23 protein-coding genes are annotated in these 23,444 nt (G+C 68.7%); 21 read left to right on the top strand and 2 right to left on the bottom strand.

Annotated elements, in window-relative coordinates; all coding sequences use genetic code 11:
• Positions 1 to 96: 96 nt before the first annotated feature.
• Complete coding sequence (locus FB390_RS03825; protein ID WP_246123838.1) at positions 97 to 1,395, top strand: PucR family transcriptional regulator; 1,299 nt, start codon at positions 97 to 99, stop codon at positions 1,393 to 1,395.
• A 6-nt stretch (positions 1,396 to 1,401) separates the two neighbouring features.
• Here the strand turns inward: FB390_RS03825 and FB390_RS03820 are convergent, their stop codons facing one another.
• Positions 1,402 to 1,650: a DUF2277 domain-containing protein gene (locus tag FB390_RS03820; RefSeq protein WP_141807704.1), complete on the bottom strand. Its 249-nt coding sequence runs from the start codon at positions 1,648 to 1,650 to the stop codon at positions 1,402 to 1,404.
• 132 nt (positions 1,651 to 1,782) lie between these two features.
• On the opposite strand from FB390_RS03820, the gene FB390_RS03815 reads away from it, so the two are divergent.
• A complete protein-coding gene (locus FB390_RS03815) occupies positions 1,783 to 2,619 on the top strand; it encodes a DUF1266 domain-containing protein (protein WP_141807703.1) in 837 nt (278 codons plus the stop codon).
• Between the two features lie 226 nt (positions 2,620 to 2,845).
• Here FB390_RS03815 and FB390_RS03810 read toward each other — a convergent pair whose 3' ends face one another.
• Positions 2,846 to 3,859 carry a hypothetical protein gene (locus FB390_RS03810; RefSeq protein WP_246123837.1) on the bottom strand — a complete coding sequence of 338 codons (1,014 nt, stop codon included), beginning with the start codon at positions 3,857 to 3,859 and terminating at the stop codon, positions 2,846 to 2,848.
• A gap of 474 nt (positions 3,860 to 4,333) precedes the next feature.
• Between FB390_RS03810 and ftsH the strand changes: the two genes are divergently transcribed.
• The 19 genes from ftsH (at position 4,334) to FB390_RS03715 (ending at position 23,379) form a co-directional block, all read left to right on the top strand.
• Positions 4,334 to 6,742, top strand: coding sequence for an ATP-dependent zinc metalloprotease FtsH (gene ftsH, locus FB390_RS03805; protein WP_141807702.1), 2,409 nt, complete (start codon positions 4,334 to 4,336; stop codon positions 6,740 to 6,742).
• A gap of 143 nt (positions 6,743 to 6,885) precedes the next feature.
• The gene (gene folE, locus FB390_RS03800) at positions 6,886 to 7,500 is read left to right on the top strand and encodes a GTP cyclohydrolase I FolE (protein ID WP_141811523.1); all 615 of its coding nucleotides are present in this window, start codon (positions 6,886 to 6,888) and stop codon (positions 7,498 to 7,500) included.
• A 62-nt stretch (positions 7,501 to 7,562) separates the two neighbouring features.
• Positions 7,563 to 8,390, top strand: a complete 828-nt coding sequence (gene folP / locus FB390_RS03795) for a dihydropteroate synthase (protein WP_141811522.1) — start codon at positions 7,563 to 7,565, stop codon at positions 8,388 to 8,390.
• Positions 8,387 to 8,824: a dihydroneopterin aldolase gene (gene folB, locus FB390_RS03790; RefSeq protein ID WP_141807701.1), complete on the top strand. Its 438-nt coding sequence runs from the start codon at positions 8,387 to 8,389 to the stop codon at positions 8,822 to 8,824. The genes folP and folB overlap by 4 nt, the downstream gene beginning before the upstream one ends.
• A complete protein-coding gene (gene folK / locus FB390_RS03785) occupies positions 8,821 to 9,369 on the top strand; it encodes a 2-amino-4-hydroxy-6-hydroxymethyldihydropteridine diphosphokinase (RefSeq protein WP_141807700.1) in 549 nt (182 codons plus the stop codon). Before folB ends, folK begins: the two co-directional genes overlap by 4 nt.
• A complete protein-coding gene (locus FB390_RS03780; RefSeq protein WP_246123836.1) occupies positions 9,366 to 9,842 on the top strand; it encodes a DUF3180 domain-containing protein in 477 nt (158 codons plus the stop codon). The genes folK and FB390_RS03780 overlap by 4 nt, the downstream gene beginning before the upstream one ends.
• A 70-nt stretch (positions 9,843 to 9,912) precedes the next feature.
• The gene (locus tag FB390_RS03775; protein WP_141807698.1) at positions 9,913 to 10,941 is read left to right on the top strand and encodes a DUF6779 domain-containing protein; all 1,029 of its coding nucleotides are present in this window, start codon (positions 9,913 to 9,915) and stop codon (positions 10,939 to 10,941) included.
• 134 nt (positions 10,942 to 11,075) lie between these two features.
• A complete protein-coding gene (locus FB390_RS03770) occupies positions 11,076 to 12,008 on the top strand; it encodes a Rossmann-like and DUF2520 domain-containing protein (RefSeq protein ID WP_141807697.1) in 933 nt (310 codons plus the stop codon).
• Positions 12,008 to 12,934 carry a pantoate--beta-alanine ligase gene (gene panC, locus FB390_RS03765; RefSeq protein WP_141807696.1) on the top strand — a complete coding sequence of 309 codons (927 nt, stop codon included), beginning with the start codon at positions 12,008 to 12,010 and terminating at the stop codon, positions 12,932 to 12,934. The genes FB390_RS03770 and panC overlap by 1 nt, the downstream gene beginning before the upstream one ends.
• A 16-nt stretch (positions 12,935 to 12,950) precedes the next feature.
• Positions 12,951 to 13,370 carry an aspartate 1-decarboxylase gene (panD, locus tag FB390_RS03760; protein WP_141807695.1) on the top strand — a complete coding sequence of 140 codons (420 nt, stop codon included), beginning with the start codon at positions 12,951 to 12,953 and terminating at the stop codon, positions 13,368 to 13,370.
• Between the two features lie 28 nt (positions 13,371 to 13,398).
• The gene (locus FB390_RS03755; RefSeq protein ID WP_067790002.1) at positions 13,399 to 14,193 is read left to right on the top strand and encodes a type III pantothenate kinase; all 795 of its coding nucleotides are present in this window, start codon (positions 13,399 to 13,401) and stop codon (positions 14,191 to 14,193) included.
• Positions 14,194 to 14,382: 189 nt separating this feature from the next.
• Entirely contained in the window at positions 14,383 to 14,979 is a 597-nt protein-coding gene (locus FB390_RS03750) for a cysteine dioxygenase (RefSeq protein ID WP_246123835.1), read from the top strand.
• 8 nt (positions 14,980 to 14,987) lie between these two features.
• On the top strand, positions 14,988 to 15,410 hold the full coding sequence (locus tag FB390_RS03745) for a rhodanese-like domain-containing protein (RefSeq protein WP_141811520.1): 423 nt from the start codon (positions 14,988 to 14,990) through the stop codon (positions 15,408 to 15,410).
• A 411-nt stretch (positions 15,411 to 15,821) separates the two neighbouring features.
• Positions 15,822 to 17,327: a lysine--tRNA ligase gene (gene lysS / locus FB390_RS03740; protein ID WP_141811519.1), complete on the top strand. Its 1,506-nt coding sequence runs from the start codon at positions 15,822 to 15,824 to the stop codon at positions 17,325 to 17,327.
• A 155-nt stretch (positions 17,328 to 17,482) separates the two neighbouring features.
• Positions 17,483 to 17,842, top strand: a complete 360-nt coding sequence (locus FB390_RS03735) for a histone-like nucleoid-structuring protein Lsr2 (RefSeq protein ID WP_067790005.1) — start codon at positions 17,483 to 17,485, stop codon at positions 17,840 to 17,842.
• A gap of 231 nt (positions 17,843 to 18,073) precedes the next feature.
• Entirely contained in the window at positions 18,074 to 18,634 is a 561-nt protein-coding gene (locus tag FB390_RS03730) for an FHA domain-containing protein (protein ID WP_246124229.1), read from the top strand.
• 148 nt (positions 18,635 to 18,782) lie between these two features.
• A complete protein-coding gene (locus FB390_RS03725) occupies positions 18,783 to 19,373 on the top strand; it encodes an anthrone oxygenase family protein (protein WP_141807693.1) in 591 nt (196 codons plus the stop codon).
• 112 nt (positions 19,374 to 19,485) lie between these two features.
• Positions 19,486 to 20,430, top strand: a complete 945-nt coding sequence (locus tag FB390_RS03720; RefSeq protein ID WP_141807692.1) for an esterase/lipase family protein — start codon at positions 19,486 to 19,488, stop codon at positions 20,428 to 20,430.
• Between the two features lie 390 nt (positions 20,431 to 20,820).
• Entirely contained in the window at positions 20,821 to 23,379 is a 2,559-nt protein-coding gene (locus tag FB390_RS03715) for an ATP-dependent Clp protease ATP-binding subunit (protein ID WP_141807691.1), read from the top strand.
• Positions 23,380 to 23,444 lie beyond the last annotated feature (65 nt).

Below are 23,444 nucleotides of genomic sequence, written 5' to 3'. Positions count from 1 at the left end.
CGCACCGGCGCTGTGAATCAGCTCACTGAACTATGATCGTGACACAATGGCGGGGGAGTTTCTTGGCCCATTTTGTCAAGTGGATCGGGTCTGATTGTGTCGAAAGTACAAAGCGGCGCGGCCGAATCGGCGGGCCGCATCGGGCCGAACAGCGCGGTGGTGCGCGACTGGCTGGCCGACTACGTCTTCGAGACGATGCGCACCGAGACGCTGGAGCAGGTGGTGGACCGGCTCGACAACGCGATCGTCGCGCGTGTCCCCGAGCTGGCCGATCGCGACATGAGCCGCGACCTCGCCGCCAGCACGCGCGCCCACGCCAGGACCATGCTGAGCGGATTGACCAGCGACACCTTCGAATTGGCGATCCCCGAGGAAGCGCACGCCTTCGCGCGCACCATCGCGCGGCGCGGCTTCGATCTGCGCCTGCTGCTTCGCACCTACCACGTGGGCATGGAGGCGGTGCTCGACTACATGACCGACGCCGTCGAGCAGCGCGACGTGCCGCAGGAGATCGAGCGCGCCGTCATGTTGCGGCTGTTCGACCGGTCGACCAAGTGGGTCAGCATGTCGGTGGAACTCCTCACCGACACCTATATGGAGGAGCGCGAGCGAGTGCTGCGCGCGGCGCTGAACCGCCGCACCGAGACGGTGCACGCGCTGCTGGCCGGCGAGGAGATGGACGGCGACCAGGCCTCGATCCGGCTCGGCTACCGGCTCGCGCAGCAGCACCTCGCCTTCGTCCTGTGGACCGACGCGTCCGAACCCGGCGGCGACGGCGAGTCGACCGGGCTGCTCGACCGCGCGGCCGGGCGGGTGGCCGCGGAACTCGGCGGCGCCCGGCTGCTCACCGTGCCGTCCGGAGCCAGCGGTATGTGGGCGTGGATCGGCCTCGAGGACGCGGCGCACGCCGCCGACCTCGCCGCGCCGGGCCGGCTCGAGCGGCTGCTCGCCGCGCACGTCGATGCCCCGGTGCGGGTCGCTTTCGGAGTGCCCGCGGCGCGGGCGGGCGGCTTCCGCGCGAGCCACCGCGAGGCGGTCGCGGCCCGGCACGTCGCCGAGCTCGCACCCGGCAATGGTTCGCGCGTCACCGCCTATCGCGACGTCGAGATCGCCTACCTCGCCGGAACCGACGAGACGGCGATGCGCGGCCTGATCCGCCGCGAACTGCGCGAGCTGGCAGGCGCCGACGCGAACGCCGTCCGTTTACGCCGGACCTTGCACGCCTACCTGGCCAATCACCGCAGCCCGGAGGCCACGGCGAAGCTGCTCGGCGTGCACAAGAACACCGTCCGCTACCGGATCCAGCGGATCGAGGAACTGCTCGGCCATCCGATCGAGCAGCGCAGTCTGCCGCTGGAGGTGGCGCTCGCCTGCGTCGACGCCTACGGGGTCTGAATTCGCTCAGTCCACCTCGGCCCGCCGCACCGGCGGTTCGGTGGACGGCGAGATCGTGGTGTCCGGCAGCTCGGCGAGCAGGGTCGTCGTCGCCGCCGCGATGGTCGCCACGGCCTTGTCGACGGCCGCTTTGGTCGTGCTGCTGAGGCCGGACACGCCACCGACCTTGCGCACGTACTGCAGTGCGGCAGCATAGATTTCCTGCTCGGTAGCGGCAGGCTCCAGGCCACGCAGGACGGTGATGCTCTTACACATGCGTGCACATTAGCTCTCCACCCGCCGATGCGGCAGGCCAAGGAACGAGGGACCTGAAAATCGGCCGTGAACTCGTGGACGTGTCGGCGATAAGCACGGTCGCCGGACGCCGCATGGTGAACAATCGGAGACATGCCTGCCCGCGGTATACCAACGTTGACGACCTTCCCCTACGAAGAGCTCGACAAGCGGGAGGAGGACCACTGGTCCGGGGCCGCGATATCCGACGACGAGCTGCGCGCTCTGGCGCTCGGCGGCTTCTACTCGGCCCGTTGGGACGCGTTCCACGACGCCCTGCTGCTCGGACCCGAGCGTGAGCATCCGCTCGGCGACCGCAAGGAGCTGGCCATCGACACCCTGACCGGAGCGTGGGGCATCACCGACGGCACCGAGGCGCAGGCCTCGATGGAGCAGTTGCTGGACGGCATGCACGCCCCCCTCTACGCGATGGTGCACCCGCTCGTCATGGCCTCGATCAACGCCAGCGAGCGCGACCGCTTCGGCGAGCGCGCCGACCGGCACCGCGCGTTCCTGCGCCAGGTCGGCGCGTTCCGCGGTATGGACAACCCGGAGGCGCTGGTCCGCGACTACGACATCTGGTCGCAGGCCATCAAGATCGGCTTCACCGAGCATCTGGCCCGTCCGCTGCCGAGCGACATCCACGCCTGGGATCTGGCCCGCGTCGTCGCGGTCGCCAGGATGGCGTTCACGGCCGGTTACCTGGAAGCCGACGTTGCCTGGGGTTATCTGATGCGGGCGCTGCCGCTGGCCCAGCGCAAATACCGCAACTGGCGCCAATTCGGCGACGCCTACCTCACCGGCTGGACCTACTGGCAGGCCTGCGAAGACCTCGCCGAACTCAAGAACGGCGGCGTCGACCGTCGCATGGAACTACTCCGCCTCTGGACCCGCCCCACCAGCCCGTGGCGCCGCATCGCGCTGAACGACAAGGGCCCGGATCAGGGCTGATCGATCCGTCCCGGCGCAGCGGCGTCCGGGCCCCGCCGCGCGATTCGTGGCTGCTGCGTGTGGCGTTTCCTGCGCTGCGCCAGGGTGCTGCCTCCGCGCGAGGATACCGACTGCCGAGCCTGCTACCGCTGCTCACGGTGTGCTCCCGCCGCGCCAGTTCCTTGCCGCTGCATGGGGTCGCTGTTCACAGGCTTCTGCCGTTGCGCGAGCCGGCCGCCGCGCGACGTCAAGGAGTCGCGACGGAATCCGGTAGCGAGCGCAGGATCCCGCGCCCGTAGCGCTGGAACTGGCCGTCGTCGACCATGCCGAGCGAATGCCGCTCGACGAGCAGCTCCCACTCCGAATACAGCTGCGCCACACCGGGATCCGCGGGTCCGGCGGCACCGTCCGCGGAATCGCGGCGGACCGCGAAGTTCACCGCGCAGGCGACCCGCTCGGTGTCGGCGCGATCGGTGCCGGTGAAACGCAGGGTGATGTTGCCGTCGTGCACGTCAACGCTGGTCTCGCCGCGCGCGCCGATCTCGCCGGGCGCGGTCGGCGCGCCCTCGGTGGACCTGGCCCACAGCACCGCGGGGATCGGCAGCTCGTGCGCGTACCGCTCGCCGGGGCCGATCGAGATGAACAGCAGCCGTCCGGTGGTGACGGCGAGCAGGCCGGGGCCGTTGCCCGCGGGCGGGTGCGCCACGGTGACTGCGGTCTCCAGGACGTACTCGTCGGCCGTCACGTAACGATGCAGTGCGGCTATCGCCGGCTTGGCCTCGCGGCGCGGCGCCATCCTGCGCACCGCGCGCTCCACGTCCGCGCGCGTCGGACCGGCCTTCGTCCAGGTCGGCGCGGGCGGGTTCAGATCGGGTGCGGCGACGTCGATGCGCTGGGCGGCCATGATCTGATCGTTGATCCGCTCCACGATCTCGCTCGCGGCGGGCACGTCGTGCTCGGCGATGAGCACCGGAAGCGGGGTCCGGTCGGCGGGCACGCCGGTGAGCACCGGGGTGGGATAGCGCAGGTAGATCTCGATGACGACGGCGTCGTCCGCGCGCCTGTTGAGCCGAACTTTGAGCAGATCGGTGACCGGCACATCGAGGACGCGCTCGCCCTCGCTGCCCGGCCGCAGGACGATCAGCCGTCCGCGACCGTGGCGCACAATCGCTGTGGGTGTCCGTAGCTCGACTATGTCCATACCCCCTGCGCTCTTGTCGGACGGGCGGCGGTCGTGGCTCTTCGCGTTCGTGCGAGCCACCGCCTCCGTGCCGATCGCTCGCGCGCCGCTCGCGTCTGGTTCGCGGCGCTGCCGTGGGCCTTCAGTGGTACGCGAGCCACCGCATCGTTGCCCGTCGCTCGCGCTGCTGCCGTGTTCAGTTGTGTGCCGTCACCGGATACCCAGAGCCGTCGCATGGACGCCCGTCGCCGGTGCCGCGATGTCATGTGTCGTCGCTCACGATAGGCCGAACATGCCATGATTGTGACCACTCGAGGTAAACCGGAGCGAGGAATCGGGAACCACCGTCGTCCTCCGACCGTTTACCTGTCGAACTGCACCAACTGCCGAACTGCGCGATGTATCGAGTAGACCGTACGCGGTAACGTGGCTTGTCCGCATCCGAACCCTCCCGGAATCGGGTAGGACCGGGCGGAATGCATCACGACGCGCCCGACGTTTCGCTAGGCAGAACCCGGAGACACCGGAAAGGACTGGCCGCCCGGCCTACGCTCTATGAACCGCAAGACAGTGTTCCGCACCCTGGCCATAGTCTCGGGCATCCTGCTCGTGATCTATGCGTTCAGCTATTTCGGCAATGACACGCGCGGCTGGAAGAGCGTCGACACCTCGGTGGCGTTGAGCCAGCTGAACGACAAGGGCAACGTCAAGAACGTCCAGATCGACGACCGCGAGCAGCAGCTGCGGATCGAGCTGAACAACGGTAACGACGCGACCGACGGCCAGAACAAGATCATCGCGAAGTTCCCGGGCGGCAGCGAGACCTCGGCGCAGATCTTCGACGCCGTGCAGAAGTCGGGCGCCCCGTACAACACCGTGGTCAAGCAGGAGAGCTGGTTCACCCAGATCCTGCTGTTCGTGCTGCCGATGGTGATCCTGCTCGGCCTGTTCATCTTCGTGATGGCCCGGATGCAGGGCGGTGGTCGCGGCGGCATGATGGGCTTCGGTAAATCGAAGGCCAAGCAGCTGTCCAAGGATATGCCCAAGACCACGTTCGCCGACGTCGCGGGCGCCGACGAGGCCGTCGAAGAGCTCTACGAGATCAAGGACTTCCTGCAGAACCCGGTGCGTTACCAGACGCTCGGCGCGAAGATCCCCAAGGGCGTTCTGCTCTACGGTCCGCCCGGCACCGGTAAGACGCTGCTGGCGCGTGCCGTCGCCGGCGAGGCGGGTGTGCCCTTCTTCACCATCTCCGGCTCGGACTTCGTCGAGATGTTCGTCGGTGTCGGCGCCTCCCGCGTGCGCGACCTGTTCGAGCAGGCCAAGCAGAACAGCCCGTGCATCATCTTCGTCGACGAGATCGACGCGGTCGGCCGCCAGCGCGGCGCGGGCCTCGGCGGTGGTCACGACGAGCGCGAGCAGACGCTGAACCAGCTGCTCGTCGAGATGGACGGCTTCGGCGACCGCACCGGCATCATCCTGATCGCCGCCACCAACCGTCCCGACATCCTGGACCCCGCGCTGCTGCGTCCCGGCCGCTTCGACCGGCAGATCCCGGTCGGCAACCCCGACCTGGCGGGCCGCCGCGCGATCCTGCGGGTGCACTCGCAGGGCAAGCCGATCTCGACCGAGGCCGATCTGGACGGTCTGGCCAAGCGGACCGTCGGCATGTCCGGCGCGGATCTGGCGAACGTCATCAACGAGGCCGCGCTGCTCACCGCGCGCGAGAACGGCGCGGTCATCACGGGCGAGGCGCTGGAGGAGTCGGTCGATCGCGTGATCGGCGGCCCGCGCCGCAAGAGCCGCGTCATCAGCGAGCACGAGAAGAAGATCACCGCCTACCACGAGGGCGGCCACACCCTCGCGGCCTGGGCGATGCCCGACATCGAGCCGGTCTACAAGGTCACCATCCTGGCCCGCGGTCGCACCGGCGGCCACGCCATGACGGTGCCCGAGGACGACAAGGGCCTGATGACCCGCTCGGAGATGATCGCCCGCCTGGTCATGGCGATGGGCGGCCGCGCGGCCGAGGAGCTGGTGTTCCACGAGCCGACCACGGGCGCGTCCTCCGATATCGACCAGGCCACCAAGATCGCTCGCGCGATGGTCACCGAGTACGGCATGAGCGCGCGCCTCGGCGCGGTCCGCTACGGCCAGGAGCAGGGCGACCCGTTCCTCGGCCGGTCCATGGGCATGGGCTCGGACTACTCGCACGAGGTCGCCCGCGAGATCGACGAGGAGGTGCGCAACCTCATCGAGGCCGCGCACACCGAGGCGTGGGCGATTCTGAACGAGTACCGGGACGTGCTCGACGTGCTGGCCACCGCGCTGCTGGAGCGCGAGACCCTGCATCGCAAGGATCTCGAGGAGCTGCTGGCCGCGGTGGAGAAGCGCCCGAGGATCACCGCGTTCAACGACTTCGGCGAGCGCGTCCCCTCGGACAAGCCGCCGGTGAAGACGCCGGGCGAGCTGGCCGCCGAGCGCGGCGAGTCCTGGCCGCCGGAGCCGGTGCCGCCTTCGCTGGCCGCCGCCAAGCGAGAGGCCGTGCCCGCCAACGGTTATCCGCAGCAGGGTGACCGTCAGCCCGAGCCGCAGTACGGCTACCCGAGCCAGCCCGCGGCCGGTGGCTATCCGAGTCCGCACGCGCCCACCCAGGCGTACCCGCGCCAAGGGGGCACACACGGCTCGCGTCCGGACTACGGCGCCCCGGCCGGTTGGTCGGCGCCGGGCTGGCCGCCGCGGGAGGAACCGCAGCAGCCCGCCGGGCAGCCGAGCTACGGCGGCGGCTGGGGTGGCCAGGGCGAGGCCAGGCACGGCTACCAGCCGTGGAGCAGCCCGCAGCCGGGCGGTTCCGGCCACGAGCACGGCGGCTACGACAACGGCGGCTACGAGGAGCCGGGTCGTCCGAGCCAGCGCGGCGAGGGCGAGAACCACGAGTGGGATGGACCGAACGGACGGCGCTGAGCGGGCGCCGATTACGCTCGACCATCGGGGTGCCGAGTGATTGCCGGCGCCTGAGATTTTGGAGGTGTCCTCGATTGTCGGCCAATCATCATGCCGTCGGCTCGGCGCTCAACGGTCGCGACGAGGTCGAGCGCAACGGTTCCATGCCTGCGTCGACCCGGCCTGAACTGGTCGCACTGGAGACGGGGCGGCCGTTCGACCAGGACAGGGCCGAAGCCGCGGTCCGGGAATTGCTGATCGCGATCGGCGAGGACCCGGACCGCCCCGGCCTGATCGAGACGCCCGCCCGCGTGGCCCGCGCCTACCGGGAAACCTTCGCCGGGCTCTACCAGGAGCCGGACGCGGTGCTGAACACCACGTTCGACGAGGGACACCAGGAACTCGTACTGGTGCGCGACATCCCGATGTACTCCACCTGCGAACACCATCTGGTGTCCTTCCACGGCGTCGCCCATGTCGGGTACATCCCCGGCGAGCACGGCCGGGTCACCGGGTTGTCCAAGCTCGCCAGACTGGTCGACCTCTACGCCAAGCGCCCGCAGGTGCAGGAGCGCCTGACCAGCCAGATCGTCGACGCCGTCATGCGCAAGCTGGAGCCGCGCGGCGCGATCGTCGTGGTGGAGGCCGAGCACCTGTGCATGGCGATGCGCGGCATCCGCAAGCCGGGCGCGAGCACCACCACCTCGGCCGTCCGTGGCCTGTTGCAGACCAACGCCGCCTCGCGCGCCGAGGCACTCGAACTGATCCTGCGCCGGTGAGGGAGGACGCGGTGCCCGGTCGCACGAACGTCGTCGCGCGCGGCGGCCGCCGCTGCGTGGTGATGGGCGTCGTGAACGTCACCAGCGATTCGTTCTCCGACGGCGGCCGCTACCTCGATCCAGACCTGGCCATCGAGCACGGCGTCGAGCTGTACCGGGCCGGCGCCGACATCATCGACGTCGGCGGCGAGTCGACCAGGCCCGGCGCGGACCGCGTCGATCCGGAGACCGAGGCGGCCAGGGTCGCGCCGGTCATCCGCGGGCTGGTCGCCGCGGGCGTGCCGACCAGCGTGGACACCATGCGGGCGAGCGTCGCCGAGGCCGCGCTGGGCGCCGGTGTGTCGGTGATCAACGACGTCTCCGGCGGGCGCGCCGATCCCGATATGGTGAAAGTCGTTGCCGCGGCCGAAGTTCCGTGGATCCTCATGCACTGGCGCGCGGGCGCCGACTACCGGCACACCGGTCCGGCCGACCACTACGACGATGTCGTCGCCGAGGTGCGCGCCGAGTTGAACGCTCAGGTCGAGCTCGCCGTCGCCGCGGGCGTCGACCCGTCCCGGCTGATCCTGGATCCGGGGCTCGGCTTCGCCAAGAACGCCGACCACAACTGGGCGCTGCTCGGCGCGCTGCCCGACTTCGTCGCCGACGGCCTTCCGGTACTGATCGGCGCCTCGCGCAAACGCTTCCTCGGCGCCCTGCTCGCCGACGCCGACGGTCCGCGGCCGCCGGACGGCAGGGAGGTCGCCACCGCCACGGTCTCGGCACTGGCCGCCATGCACGGCGCCTGGGGAGTTCGCGTGCACGACGTGCGCGCCTCCCTGGACGCGATCGCCGTCACCGACGCCTGGCAGCGCGCCGCCCGGCCGATTTCGCGAGGAGCGCAGGAATGAACTCGTCCACGGCGCCGGTGACCCACGAGGGCCGACCGGGGGAGTACCGCGGCCTGCCATCCGGTCCCGACCGGATCGAACTACGCGGGCTGCGCGCCTTCGGGAACCACGGCGTCTTCGAGCACGAGCGCCGCGACGGACAGGAGTTCGTCGTCGACCTCACGGTGTGGGTGGATTTCGCGGCGGCCGCGGCCTCCGACGACCTGGCCGCCACGGTGGACTACGGCGCGCTCGCCGAGCGCGCGGTGCGGATCGTGCAGGGCCCGCCGCGCAATCTGATCGAGACGGTGGTCTCTGAGATCGCCGACGACGTGATGACCGATCCGCGCATTCGCGCTGTGGAAGTGGTGGTGCACAAGCCGTCCGCCCCGATTCCGCACACCTTCGCCGATGTCCGCGTGGTGACCGCACGCGTGCGCGAGGGCGCCGAATGAGCCGCGCCGTCCTGTCGATCGGCTCGAACATGGGGGACCGCCTGGCACACCTGCGCAGCGTTGTGGACGGGCTGGCACAGCGGGTCGTCGCGGTGTCGGCGGTGTACTCGACCGCGCCGTGGGGCGGCGTCGATCAGGACGATTTCCTCAATGCCGTTGTGCTGGCGGACGATCCGGAGCTGGATTGTCTCGGCTGGTTGCGCACGGGCCAGGAATTCGAGCGGGCCGCGCATCGGGTCCGCGAAGTGCGCTGGGGCGCACGAACTCTCGACGTGGACGTGGTGTGGTGCGCCGAACCCGGTCCGTCGGGGCCGGTGCCGTGCGTCAGCGCCGATCCGGAACTGACGCTGCCGCACCCGCAGGCGCACAACCGGGCCTTCGTGCTGATCCCGTGGCTGGACGTGGAACCCGAGGCGCGACTGTCCGTCGCGGGGGACGACCGGCCGATCCGGGAATGGCTCGCCGCGCTCGACGCCGACGAGCGGGCCGGTGTGCACCGGACCGAGCTGTCGCTGCACCGGACCGCGGGGGGAGCGGCATCGTGAAGCTCAAACCGACCCGGGTGCTCGACCTGGGAGCCAACGTGCTGATCGCGGCGGTCGTCGCGTGGATCGCCACCAGGGTCGCCTACGCGAATTTCCCGCCGATCTCGGTCTACGCGGGCGCCTCGCTGTATCCGGTGGCCGCCATCGAGGTGGTGCTCGCCTTCGTCATCCGCGCCAGGGTCAGCGACCACCAGATCGGGGACGGCAGGCACCAGCTGCATCCGATCACCGCCGCGCGCGCCGTCGCGCTGGCGAAGGCCTCGTTGCAAGTGGGTTCGATCGCCGCCGGCATCTGGCTCGGCTTCCTGTGCTGGGTCTTCCCGCAGCGCGGCACCCTGCGGGCGGCCGCCGCCGATTCGCCGGGCGCGGTCGTCGGCATGTTCGCGGGGATCGCCCTGGTCGCCGCCGCGCTGTGGCTCGAGTATTGCTGCCGGGCTCCCGACGAGCCGCCGGACGAATCAGCAACTACATAGCAAATCTTCTGAATGGAAGCACCAGGCCGATTTCTGGGCGTACCGCGCCAACCCCGCTACCCTGGCGTGCATGGTTTCACCCTCCCGTAGCAGCACTTCCCGTCCACGGCGGGATCAGGCGGGAAAATTGTTCGTCGGCGCTCTGATTCTGCTCGGTCTGATTGCCAGTGTTTTCCTGGTCTTCAGCAACAGCCTGCAGTTCATCAGGATCGGTCTGATCGCCGCGCTGTGGGCCGCCGCGATCGGCGCGCTCGCCGCGACCAAGTACCGCAAAGACGCCGATGTGGACAAGGCGAAGGTGCGTGACCTGCAGACGGTCTACGAACTTCAGCTCGAGCGGGAGATCACCGCGCGCCGCGAATACGAGCTCGGCGTCGAGGCGAGGGTGCGCGAGGAAGTCGGCGCCGACGCCGCGGAACTGGCCGCGCTGCGCGCCGAGCTGACGGTGTTGCGGCAGAGTCTGCAGCGCCTCTTCGACGGCGATCTGCCGATGGATCGGCCCGCGCTGCGCGCCGACGCCACCCGGATCCAGGAGTTGCCGAGCGCGTACGGCGATCCGGCGAACGATAGCTCCGCGAATGCCGACGGGTGGGTCGGTCCGCTGGGACAGCAACCGCGCAGCGCGGTCACCCCGGTCTTCGTTCCGGACCATCCCGAACCCCCTGTCTTCGCGAGCCCGTTCGACGAGCCGGTCACCGCGGAGACCGCGGTCGTCTCGCCCGACGACTACCCCGGCGAGGACTACGACGACTACGCGGACGCCGAGTACGCGAAAGACTTGGCCGCCGACGACTATCCCACCGACCCGCCGAGCGCCCCCGCGGGCTGGTCGGACGCCTTCACCGATCCGGCCGAACGCGAAAAGCCGCAAGCCGGGCCGTCCGTCCCGTTCCGCCTTCCACCGCTGGAGGAAGACGCTGCCCCGCATCCGACCATCTCACCCGTTTCGACTCCGCACCCCACGCCGACGGTCGGCACCGCCAGCTCCCGCCGTCGCCGCCGCGTCGACCCCGACACCGACTCCGGCAACGCCTCCCGCCGCCTCTCGGTCGCGGAGATCATGGCGAACCTCCAGTCCGAGCAAAACGGCCACGGCTGACACTGTTCGTTAAATCACGCCCGGGGGCCATGGCATCGGCAAACTTCGGGCCGATATCCTCGACCTCGTAACGTCTGGTACCCGCGGTGCGGGACTGGAACGACATCGAGAGGACAGTGTTGACCTCGAGAAGCGTGACTTCTGACAACGCGGCTTCGGGCTTCGACCCTGCGCCCGCACGCCTGACGGTGGGAATCGTCTCGGCGGGACGCGTGGGTTCCGCGCTCGGCGCCGCGCTCGAGCGGGCCGGACACATCGTGTTCGGCGTCGCCGCCATTTCCGACGCCTCCAAGCACCGGGCTCGGCTTCGGCTGCCCGATTCCGAGATCCTGCCGATCGAGGAGGTCGCGGCGCGCAGCGAGTTGTTGCTGCTCGCGGTGCCCGACAGCGAGCTGGCCGGGCTGGTGCGCGGCCTGGCGAGCTCGGGCGCGGTCCGGCCGGGCACCATCGTGGTGCACACGTCGGGCGCCAACGGCGTCGGCGTGCTCGCGCCGCTGGCCGAGATCGGCGCGCTGCCATTGGCCATCCACCCCGCGATGACCTTCACCGGCCACGACGAGGACGTCAGCAGGCTGGGCAACGCCTGCTTCGGCATCACCGCCGCCGACGACATCGGCTACGCGATCGCGCAGTCCCTGGTGATCGAGATGGGTGGCGAACCGGTGCGGGTCTCCGAGGAGAACCGCGCGCTCTACCACGCGGCGCTCGCACACGGCAGCAACCATCTGGTGACCGTGGTTCTCGACGCGGTGGAGGCGTTGCGCGAGGCGCTGTCCGGTCCGGGTCTGCTCGGTCAGCAGATCGTGGACGACCAGCCCAACGGGCTCGCCGAGCGACTGCTCGCCCCGCTCGCGTCGGCCGCGCTGGACAACGCGCTGCGCCGCGGTCAGTCCGCGCTGACCGGCCCCGTCGCTCGCGGCGACGCGGAGGCCGTCGCGGCGCATCTCGCGGCGCTCGAGGCCACCGACGAGCGGCTCGCCGCCGGATACCGCGCCATGTCGCTGCGCACCGCCGAGCGCGCCAAGACCAACCCCGCCCTGATCGAGCTCCTGGAAGGACGCCGTTGATGGATCCGAAATTGCGCGGCGCCTACAAGCCGGGCGAACTCACTGTGCACCACGATCCCAACGTGGTCGCCGCCGTGGCGAAGGCCTTGCGCGGCGTCGGCCGCACCATCGGCCTGGTGCCGACCATGGGCGCGCTGCACGAGGGCCACCTGGAGATCGTGCGCCGCGCGAAGCGGACCAACCAGGTCGTGATCGTCTCGATCTTCGTCAACCCGTTGCAGTTCGGCGCGAACGAGGACCTGGACAAGTACCCGCGCACGTTGGACGCCGACGTGGAACTGCTGCGCGCCGAGGGCGTCGACCTGGTGTTCGCCCCCAGCGTCTCCGACATGTATCCCGACGGCCCGCGCACCACGGTGCATCCCGGCCCGATCGGCGCCGAGTTGGAGGGCGCGAGCCGTCCGACGCATTTCGCGGGCATGCTCACGGTGGTGGCCAAGCTGCTCCAGATCGCCCGTCCCAGCGAGGCGTTCTTCGGCGAGAAGGACTACCAGCAGCTCACGCTGATCCGGCAGATGGTGCGCGACCTGAACTTCGACGTGAAGATCGTCGCGGTGCCGACCGTGCGCGAGCAGGACGGTCTCGCCCTCTCCTCGCGCAACCGCTACCTGGATCCGGCGCAGCGCGAGGCCGCGCTCGCCCTCTCCGCGGCGCTGTCGGCGGGCAGGCACGCGGGCGGCCTCGGCGCCGACGGCGTGGTCGCCGCCGCCCGCGCCGTGCTCGATGCCGCGACCGGCGTCGACGTCGACTACCTCGAACTGCGCTCCTCGACCCTCGGACCGGCCCCGGCCTCCGGCAACGCCCGGTTGCTCGTTGCCGCGAAGGTCGGCGCCACCCGGCTCATCGACAACATCGCCGTCACCCTCGGCGCCCCGATCGACGGCCACCCGAATCTCGAATCCCAGCCGGCACCGGCAGCTTTCTAGAAAGGCGACGACGAAGATGTTGCGCACCATGATGAAGTCCAAGATCCACCGTGCCACCGTCACCCATGCCGACCTGCACTACGTCGGCTCCGTGACGGTGGACCAGGATCTGCTGGACGCGGCCGATCTGCTCGAGGGCGAGCAGGTCTGCATCGTCGACATCGACAACGGCGCCCGCCTGGAGACCTACGTGATCGCTGGTGAGCGCGGTTCCGGCGTCATCGGCATCAACGGCGCCGCCGCGCACCTGGTGCATCCCGGCGACCTGGTCATCCTGATCGCCTACGGGATGATGAACGAGCAGGAGATCGCCGACTACGACCCCAAGGTCGTCTTCGTCGACGAGCGCAACCGCCCGATCGAACTCGGCTCCGATCCGGCGCACGCTCCCGAGGGTTCCGGCCTGACCTCCCCGCGCTCGCTCACCTTCGCCTGACGGCCCCAATTCGAAAGTCGGGTGAGCAATGCTGCTGACCATCGACGTCCGCAACACCAGCATCGAGCTCGGCCTGTTCTCCGGCAGCGGCTCGCACGCGAAACTGGTGCGGCACTGGCGGATGCACACCAATCCGCTGCTGACCGCCGACGAGTTCGCCATGCAGGTGCGCGGGCTCGTCGGGGCCCAGCTGGACGAGGTGATGGGCGTCGCGGCCCTGTCCACGGTGCCGCCGGTGCTGCACGAGCTGCGCGCCATGCTGGAGCGGTACTGGTCGCACGTGCCGCACGTGGTGGTGGAACCCGGTGTGCGGACCGGGATTCCGCTGCTCGTCGACAATCCGAAGGAGATCGGCGCGGACCGGATCGTGAACGCGCTGGCCGCCCAGCAGCGCTTCGGCTCGGCCGCGATCGTCGTCGACTTCGGCACGGCGACCACCGTGGATCTGGTCTCGTCCAAGGGCGAGTTTCTCGGCGGCGTCATCGCGCCGGGCGTGGCCATCTCCAGTGAGGCGCTCATCGAGCGAGCGGCGCTGCGCCGCGTCGAGCTCGCGCGCCCGCGCTCGGTGGTCGGCAAGAACACCGTCGAGGCCATCCAGTCCGGCGCGGTGTTCGGTTTCGCCGGGCTGGTGGACGGTCTGATCGACCGCATCCGCGACGAGTTCGACGCGTTCGCGGGCGACGACGTCGCCGTGGTCGCCACCGGCATCAGCGCGCCGCTGATCGTGCCGGAGTCGGAGACCATCGACCATCACGAGCCGCACCTGACCCTGACCGGCCTGCGCCTGGTCTACGAACGCAACCAGCAGCGCCGCAAATCCTGACCGCGCGCCCGGGGTGGGGCGTGTATCACCCCGGGTGGGTCTGTTCTTCCGGCGAAGGGCGCTGCTAGACTCGCCGACGTGTCTTACCGCGTGAGCACCCAGGAGTGTTGTCGAGGCTGATTCCGGCCTCGACCGATCGAGGCCGACCACGAGTCCCTCGACCGATCCCCACCTCCTGGAGTTTCGCTCATGCGTTCCTCTGTTCTTTCCCTTTCTTCCGCACGTGACAGCCTGTCGGCCAGGCCGCCGGTGGACCGTGCCGTCGCGCCCGCGCTCCCGACGAGGCTGCGTCCCGCCGATCTGCTGCGGCTGACCGACGAGGGCGCCGAGGACGTGCTCGCGGGCCGCTACGACCACCTGCTTCCCGCCGGCGGCGTCTGGCCCGCCGAGGAACGCTGGGCGACCCGGCTGCTCTCCGACGACGAGGTCGATGTCTGGCTGATCAGCTGGACGCCGGGCAAGTCCACCGAGTTGCACGACCACGCCGGATCGCTCGGCGCGCTCACCGTGCTCAGCGGGGCGCTCTCGGAATTCCGTTGGAACGGCACGGAATTGCGCAGGCGCACGCTGACCGCGGGCGATCAGGCTTCCTTCCCCATCGGCTGGGTGCACGACGTGATGCGCGCACCGGCCGCCGCCGAATCCGCGGGCCCGCTCGATCCGACGTTGAGCGTGCACGCCTATTCCCCGCCGCTGACCGCCATGTCCTACTACGAGGTGACCGGCCACGGCACCCTGCGGCGTACCCGAACCGTTCTCACCGACCAGCCCGAAGGTGATATGTGATGGCCCCCTTGACCATCGATCAGATGCTCGACAACGCGCGCGAGCAACTCGACCGGATCTACGCGTTCGAATTGCCCGCCGCGCTCGCCAGGGGCGCCATTCTGGTGGACATCCGTCCGCAGGCGCAGCGCGATCGGGAGGGCACGCTGCCGGGCGCCCTGGTGATCGAGCGGAATGTGCTCGAATGGCGGCTCGACCCGACCAGTTCGGCGCGTTTGGCGCTGGCCGCCGATCACGACGTGGAATGGATCGTCGTCTGCTCCGAGGGCTACACCTCCAGCCTGGCCGCCGCCTCGCTGCAACAACTCGGGCTGCACCGGGCCACCGATCTGATCGGGGGTTACCAGGCGCTCAAGGCGGCGGGGCTGCTCACCATCGCGAGCCGGGCGCCGCACTTCGCCCGCGAGGTCACCGCGCTCGCCTCGTTGTAATTCGGCACGAGATCCTTCTATCTCGAAATAGTCCGTAGCGCAGTCGGTTTCGGTATTCTCAGATGGCCTTTCGCGCCGAAGGCCGTCCGCTGAAACGCGGGCGGGGTTTCACCGCCCCCGGCAGGTGTTCTTGTGCGGAGACGGCGCACGAGCAGGCCCCTGCCATTTCCGTTGGCAGGTACTCACCCGGAGAACCGCACCACGAGCAGGTACACCTGTCCGCGTGGAAACCGATGCCGATTCGTTACTATCGGGCGGAGCCCGGGCGGCCCGCAAAAGGATTTCCGGTGCACGCTAGGGTTGTCGGATGTGAGCACCCCGAACACGCCCTCGTCCGGTCGCTCCGCGGGTTCGGTTCCTGCGGCGCAATCCCGCCGACCCGCCCCGGAAGTCGACGACGTCCCGGAGCAGATGCGGATTCGCCGGGAGAAGCGTGAGCGACTGCTCGCGCAGGGCGGCGAGGCGTATCCCGTCGTGGTGCCGCGCACGCACTCGCTTGCCGAAATTCGGGCCGCCTTTCCGGATCTGCCCGCCGATACCCAGACCGGGCAACAGGCCGGCGTCGTCGGCCGCGTCATATTCCTGCGCAATACCGGCAAGCTGTGTTTCGCCACGCTCCAGGAGGGCGACGGCACCAAGCTGCAGGCGATGATCAGCCTCAACGGCGTCGGAGCCGACGCGCTCGCGGCCTGGAAGGCCGATGTGGACCTCGGTGACTTCGTTTTCGTGCACGGTGAGGTCATCGCCTCCCGCACCGGGGAATTGAGCGTCATGGCCGATTCCTGGTCCATGTCGGCCAAGGCCTTGCGGCCGCTGCCGGTGGCGCACAAGGAGATGAACGAGGAGTCCAGGGTCCGGCAGCGCTATGTCGACCTGATCGTGCGTCCCGAGGCCAGGGAAATGGCCCGAACCAGGGTCGCGGTGGTGCGCGCGCTGCGCGCCGCGCTGGAGCGCCGCGGTTTCCTCGAGGTGGAGACGCCGATGCTGCAAACGCTGCACGGCGGCGCGGCGGCCCGGCCGTTCGTCACCCGTTCCAATGCCCTCGATATGGACCTCTACCTGCGCATCGCGCCGGAACTGTTCCTCAAGCGGTGCGTGGTCGGCGGTTTGGAGAAGGTCTTCGAGATCAACCGGAACTTCCGCAACGAAGGCGCCGACTCGACCCATTCGCCCGAGTTCGCAATGTTGGAAACGTATGAGGCCTATGGCACCTACGACGACTCCGCGAAGATGATCCGGGAATTGGTGCAGGAAGTCGCGCAAGAGGCTTTCGGCACCCAGGTGGTGACCCTCGCGGACGGTACCGAATACGATCTTCGGGGCGAGTGGGCGACCGTCGAGATGTACCCTTCGCTGTCCGATGCGCTGGGTGTCCGAGTCACCCCGGAAACGTCTGTCGAGGAATTGCTGACACTCGCCGATCGGGTCGGACTGGAAATTCCGGAGGGCAAGGGCTACGGCCACGGCAAACTGGTCGAAGAACTGTGGGAGCACGAGTACGGCGACAAGCTCTATGCGCCGACATTCGTGCGAGACTTCCCGATCGAGACCTCACCGCTCACTCGGCAGCATCGCAGCAAGCCCGGAGTTACCGAGAAGTGGGATCTGTATGTCCGCGGCTTCGAGTTGGCCACCGGCTATTCGGAGTTGGTGGATCCGGTGATCCAGCGCGAGCGTTTCGTGGACCAGGCTCGGCTCGCCGCGCAGGGCGACGACGAGGCAATGGCGCTGGACGAGGACTTCCTTGCCGCCATGGAGCACGGCATGCCGCCGACAACTGGAACCGGTATGGGAATCGATCGGTTGTTGATGGCGCTCACGGGATTGGGAATCCGCGAAACGATACTGTTCCCAATTGTGCGTCCGGTCACTCAGCGAGGTGTGAGCGAGCGGCGCGCAGGCGACGCCGAAGCGTAACCAGCCAGCAGTCGGCGAACATCGCAAATCAAACAGAGCCGGGTGCGTTTCGATTGCCGAAGTCTCGTCTTGGAATTTTCTGAATTCGAGGTATTCTTGCCTCGGGTAATCGGCCTAGTATGCGGGTCGCACGATTTCGAGAGGACGTTCATCTCATGGCAAAGAAGGTCACCGTTAGCCTGATCGACGATGTCGACGGTGAGTCCATCGCGGACGAGACCATCGAGTTTGCGATCGACGGTGTGTCGTACGAGATCGACCTGTCGTCGGCAAATGCCGCGAAGCTGCGTGACGGGCTGGAACAGTGGGTTTCCAGTGCGCGCCGGGTCAGCGGACGTCGCCGCGTGAAGGCCGCCGCCGGTACCGCCGCCACCCCGAAGAGCCGGGTCTCCATCGACCGGGAACAAAGTGCGGCAATTCGCGAGTGGGCGCGCCGGAATGGCCACAAGGTCTCCGCCCGCGGCCGTATCTCCGCCGACATCACCGACGCGTACAACAAGGCCGCGAAGGGCTAGTCCTTTTTCCACCGCTGCCGCCTGGGCGAATCGTGCGACGCCCGGGCGGCAGTAGCATTTGTGCATCGACCGGCCTGGCACGATCTTGCTCGTGGTACCCCGAAGCGGCACCATGGAAACTGTGCGAAGGTCGTCACTGGCGGTATGGAGAGATGAGGTATCGGCGCAGTGACTGGATTCGTCGGATCATTGTTGCGATTCACCGATGACTCGGGCCGCCAGCAGGAGCTGATGCTGAGCCCGGATCAGCAGCGAGTCACGATCGGCCGTTCGCCCCATGCCGATCTCGCGTTGCGCTGGGACGCGGAGGTCTCGCGCGTGCACGCGGCCGTCGAATATCTGGGCGCGCACTGGACGATCGTCGACGACGGGCTTTCCCGCAACGGCACTTTCGTCAACGGCGAGCGACTGGTCGGCAGGCGCCGCCTGATGGCGGGCGACAAGATCCGGGTCGGCACCTCGCTGGTGTCCTTCCACGATTTCGGCTCGGTCGCCGACGACGCCACCCGCACCTCCACCGGCTCGATTCCCACCCTGCGTTCGCTCACCGAGACCCAGCGCGCGGTCCTCGTCGCGCTGTGCCGGCCGTACAAGAACGGCACCGGCTTCGCGACCCCGGCCTCCAACCAGCAGATCGCCGAGGAGTTGTTCCTCAGCGTCGACGCCATCAAGACCCACCTGCGCGCGCTGTTCGCCAAATTCGGCGTGGAGAGCCTGCCGCAGAACCAGAAGCGGGTGCGCCTCGCGGCCCTTGCCTTGCAGAGCGGCATCATCTCCGACCGGGATCTCTGAATCCCCGAGCACCGCTGAACCGCGCGTGGACGCCCGCTTAAGCGGGCGAGCGTCTCGACCATGGAAGCGCGGGCCCGTTCGCGATTGACTTGTCCTCGTCGCCGGACCGAAACGATTCGGACCCGGACTGTGAGGCAGGAGAAACCGAATGTTCGCGCTGAGAATCGCCGCGCTGGTGGCGGCCGTGCTGGCGACCGGGCTGACCGCCGGGGTGTTCTACGCCTACGCCATCTCGGTGATGCCCGCGCTGAACCGCAGCGACGATCGGACCATCGTCGACGTGATGCAGAAGATCAACGTGGTCATCGTCAATCCCTGGTTCATGATCGCCTTCCTCGGCACCGTCGCGTTCGGCATCCTCGCCGCGGTGCTGCACCTGGGCCGGGAGCACCGCGCGACCCTGGTCTGGATCGCGATCGCCCTGGCGCTCAACGTGATCGCGTTCGCGGTGACCGCAGGTTTCAACGTCCCGCTCAACGATCAGCTGGCCGCCGCGGGCGACCCGGCGCAGATCGCCGATATGGCGGCGGTCCGCGCGAACTACGAGGCCGCGTGGGTGCGCTACAACGTGATCCGCGCGGTGGTGCACACCCTGGCCTTCCTGGTGCTCTGTGGCGCGCTGTTCGCGGCGGGCGTCCAGCAGGGCAAGGCCGAAGCCGCGGGTTCCGCCCAGGGTGTGACGGCCTACGCCGCGCCCGCCGGACTGGGTGCGCCGCACGCGGCAGCACACACCCGCTGACCTGATCGTCGGCAGTAGAACGGGTTACACAAAGTTACCCACCGGTATCGGCACTATCTGGGACACGTCCTCGGTAGCTTCTTCTGGAACAAGTTTCAGAATTGGAGGCTCCATGCGACGTGTCCCAGTTCCGTTCGCGGTGGCCTTCGTGCTCGCCGCGCTGTGGATCGGCGCGGCGGGTTCGGCACACGCGCAGCGCTATCCGGTCGTCTACAACTTCTTCTCCGGCATCCCGGCCGAGCTGACCGATCCGGGCGGCTCCCTGCCGGGAGCCAACGACTGGTCCTGCCGCCCGAGCGCCGAGCATCCGAACCCGGTGGTCCTCGCGCACGGCACCGGCGGTGGCGCACAGACCAATTGGGGCGTCTACGTGCCGCTGCTCGCCAACGAGGGCTACTGCGTCTACGCGCTGACCTACGGCGCGCACGCGCTGCCGTGGCCGCTGTCCGCCATCGGCGGCATGCGGCCGATGGAGCAGAGCGGGCTGGAGTTCGCCGCCTTCGTCGATCGCGTGCTCGCCGCGACCGGCGCCGCGAAAGTGGACGTCATCGGGCACTCGCAGGGCAATTTCATCGGCAATTACTACGTCAAGCGCCTCGGCGGCGCGGACAAGGTGGACAAGCTCGTCGGGCTCGCGCCGCCCTGGCTCGGCACCAACGCGGCGGGCCTCGGCGACGCCGCCGCCTTCGCCGCCCGCCTCGGCGCGGGCGCGGCCTTCGACACGGCGGTGGGCGCCTCGCTGTGCCACGCCTGCCGCCAAATCATCGCGGGCTCGCCTTTCCTGTCGGCGCTCAACGCCGACGGCGTCTACCACCCCGACGTCGCCTACACGAATATCGCCACCCGGCTCGACGAGGCCGTGATCCCGTACACCGCGGGCCTGGTGCCCGGCCCGAACGTCACCAATGTCGTGGTTCAGGACGGGTGCGCGCAGGACTACTCCGAGCACGCGGGCATCGCGGGCAGCCCGAGGGCGGCGGGATTCGTCCTGAACGCACTGGACCCGGCCCATCCGCGGCCGGTACCGTGCCAGTTCGTCGCGCCGTTCACGGGCTGACCGCGGCAGTGGCGGCCGCCCGGCCGCGGAATCATTCGAAAATCGGGGCTTGCCGGGAACACGGCGAGCGGTTCGGTCGTTTGCACTGGCAGGGGCGTCAACGGGGCGACGATGGCCCGTGGATCGCGGCGAGATCGCCGGATCAGAGGGTGTTCGCTGTCGGCAAAACCGCATCGGAAACGAAACCCGAAACGCTCACGTTATGAGTGAATGACCGTGCTGTCGCTGGTCCCCAATAGGGTGGACTGGAGGCGGCCCGGACCCCCGCCAACTAGAGTGGAGGCGGGGGCCGCAACCCCCGGGCTTCATGGCAGGCTGACGACCGAAGGTTGACCACAGCACTGAAGCGTCGGACGCCTATGAAGGTCTGAGCAGGAGAGTGAGGGAGCGATGTTCGAGAGGTTCACCGACCGCGCGAGGCGTGTCGTTGTCCTGGCCCAGGAAGAGGCCCGGATGCTCAACCACAACTACATCGGCACCGAGCACATCCTGCTTGGCCTCATCCACGAGGGCGAGGGGGTCGCGGCGAAGTCGTTGGAGTCCCTTGGCATTTCGCTGGAGGGTGTGCGCAGCCAGGTGGAGGAGATCATCGGCCAGGGTCAGCAGGCCCCGTCCGGCCACATCCCGTTCACCCCGCGCGCCAAGAAGGTGCTGGAGCTGAGCCTGCGCGAGGCGCTGCAGCTCGGCCACAACTACATCGGCACCGAGCACATCCTGCTCGGCCTCATTCGCGAGGGCGAGGGCGTTGCGGCGCAGGTGCTTGTCAAGCTCGGCGCAGACCTCAACCGGGTCCGCCAGCAGGTCATCCAGCTGCTGTCCGGGTACCAGGGCAAGGAGCCGGTGGAGTCCGGCGCCCGCGGCGAGGCCGGGACCCCGTCCACCTCGCTGGTGCTCGACCAGTTCGGTCGCAACCTGACCCAGGCGGCGCTCGAGGGCAAGCTCGACCCGGTCATCGGCCGCTCGAAGGAGATCGAGCGGGTCATGCAGGTGCTCAGCCGCCGCACCAAGAACAACCCGGTGCTGATCGGCGAGCCCGGCGTCGGTAAGACCGCCGTCGTCGAGGGTCTCGCGCAGGCCATCGTCAACGGCGAGGTCCCCGAGACGCTGAAGGACAAGCAGCTCTACACCCTCGACCTCGGTTCGCTGGTCGCGGGCAGCCGCTACCGCGGTGACTTCGAAGAGCGCCTGAAGAAGGTGCTCAAGGAGATCAACACCCGCGGCGACATCATCCTGTTCATCGACGAGCTGCACACGCTGGTCGGTGCGGGCGCGGCCGAGGGCGCCATCGACGCGGCCTCGATCCTGAAGCCGAAGCTGGCCCGCGGTGAGCTGCAGACCATCGGCGCGACCACCCTCGACGAGTACCGCAAGTACATCGAGAAGGACGCCGCCCTGGAGCGCCGCTTCCAGCCGGTCCAGGTGGGCGAGCCGACCGTCGAGCACACCATCAACATCCTCAAGGGTCTGCGCGATCGCTACGAGGCGCACCACCGGGTGTCCATCACCGACGGCGCGCTGGTCGCGGCCGCGACGCTGGCCGACCGCTACATCAACGACCGGTTCCTGCCGGACAAGGCGATCGACCTGATCGACGAGGCGGGCGCGCGCATGCGCATCCGTCGCATGACGGCTCCGCCGGACCTGCGCGAGTTCGACGACAAGATCGCCGACGCGCGCCGGGAGAAGGAGTCCGCGATCGACGCGCAGGACTTCGAGAAGGCCGCGCGTCTGCGCGACAAGGAGAAGCAGCTCGTCGCCAAGCGCGCCGAGCGGGAGAAGCAGTGGCGGTCCGGTGACCTGGACGTCGTGGCCGAGGTCGACGACGAGCAGATCGCGGAGGTGCTGGCCAACTGGACCGGTATCCCGGTGTTCAAGCTCACCGAGGAGGAGACCACCCGTCTGCTCCGCATGGAGGACGAGCTGCACAAGCGGATCATCGGCCAGGAGGACGCCGTCAAGGCCGTCTCCAAGGCGATCCGCCGCACCCGTGCCGGCCTGAAGGACCCGAAGCGTCCGTCCGGCTCGTTCATCTTCGCCGGTCCGTCCGGCGTCGGTAAGACCGAGCTGTCCAAGGCGCTGGCGAACTTCCTGTTCGGCGACGACGACGCGCTCATCCAGATCGACATGGGCGAGTTCCACGACCGCTTCACCGCGTCGCGGCTCTTCGGTGCCCCTCCGGGCTACGTCGGCTACGAGGAGGGCGGCCAGCTCACCGAGAAGGTGCGCCGCAAGCCGTTCTCGGTCGTGCTGTTCGACGAGATCGAGAAGGCCCACCAGGAGATCTACAACACCCTGTTGCAGGTCCTCGAGGACGGCCGCCTGACCGACGGCCAGGGCCGGACCGTGGACTTCAAGAACACGGTGCTGATCTTCACCTCGAACCTCGGCACCTCGGACATCTCGAAGGCCGTCGGTCTGGGCTTCTCGCAGTCCAACAACGAGGGCTCGAACTACGAGCGGATGAAGCTCAAGGTCAACGACGAGCTGAAGAAGCACTTCCGGCCCGAGTTCCTCAACCGCATCGATGACGTGATCGTCTTCCACCAGCTCACCAACGCGCAGATCGTCGAGATGGTGGACCTGATGATCGGCCGCGTCGCCACGCAGCTGAAGAACAAGGACATGGCGATCGAGCTCACCGAGAACGCCAAGAACCTGCTCGCCAAGCGTGGCTTCGACCCCGTGCTCGGTGCCCGGCCGCTGCGCCGCACCATCCAGCGCGAGATCGAGGACCAGCTGTCGGAGAAGATCCTCTTCGGCGAGATCGGCCCCGGCCAGACCATCGCCGTGGATGTCGAGGGCTGGGACGGCGAGGGCTCCGGCGAGGACGCCAAGTTCACCTTCACCGGCAAGGCGAAGCTGACCAAGACGCCTATCGAGGAGAAGCCCGAGGTCGTGCTGACCGGCGCGGGCGAGGGCTCCACCACGGAGGCCGCGTCCGGCGAGTAAGCCGCAACGAAAAGGCCCGCCCCCAACGGATCACCGTTGGGGGCGGGCCTCTTTCGCTTGACTTC

The organism is Nocardia bhagyanarayanae (genome assembly GCF_006716565.1).
GTDB classification, from domain to species: domain Bacteria; phylum Actinomycetota; class Actinomycetes; order Mycobacteriales; family Mycobacteriaceae; genus Nocardia; species Nocardia bhagyanarayanae.
This window is presented reverse-complemented; position numbering and strand designations above follow the sequence as displayed.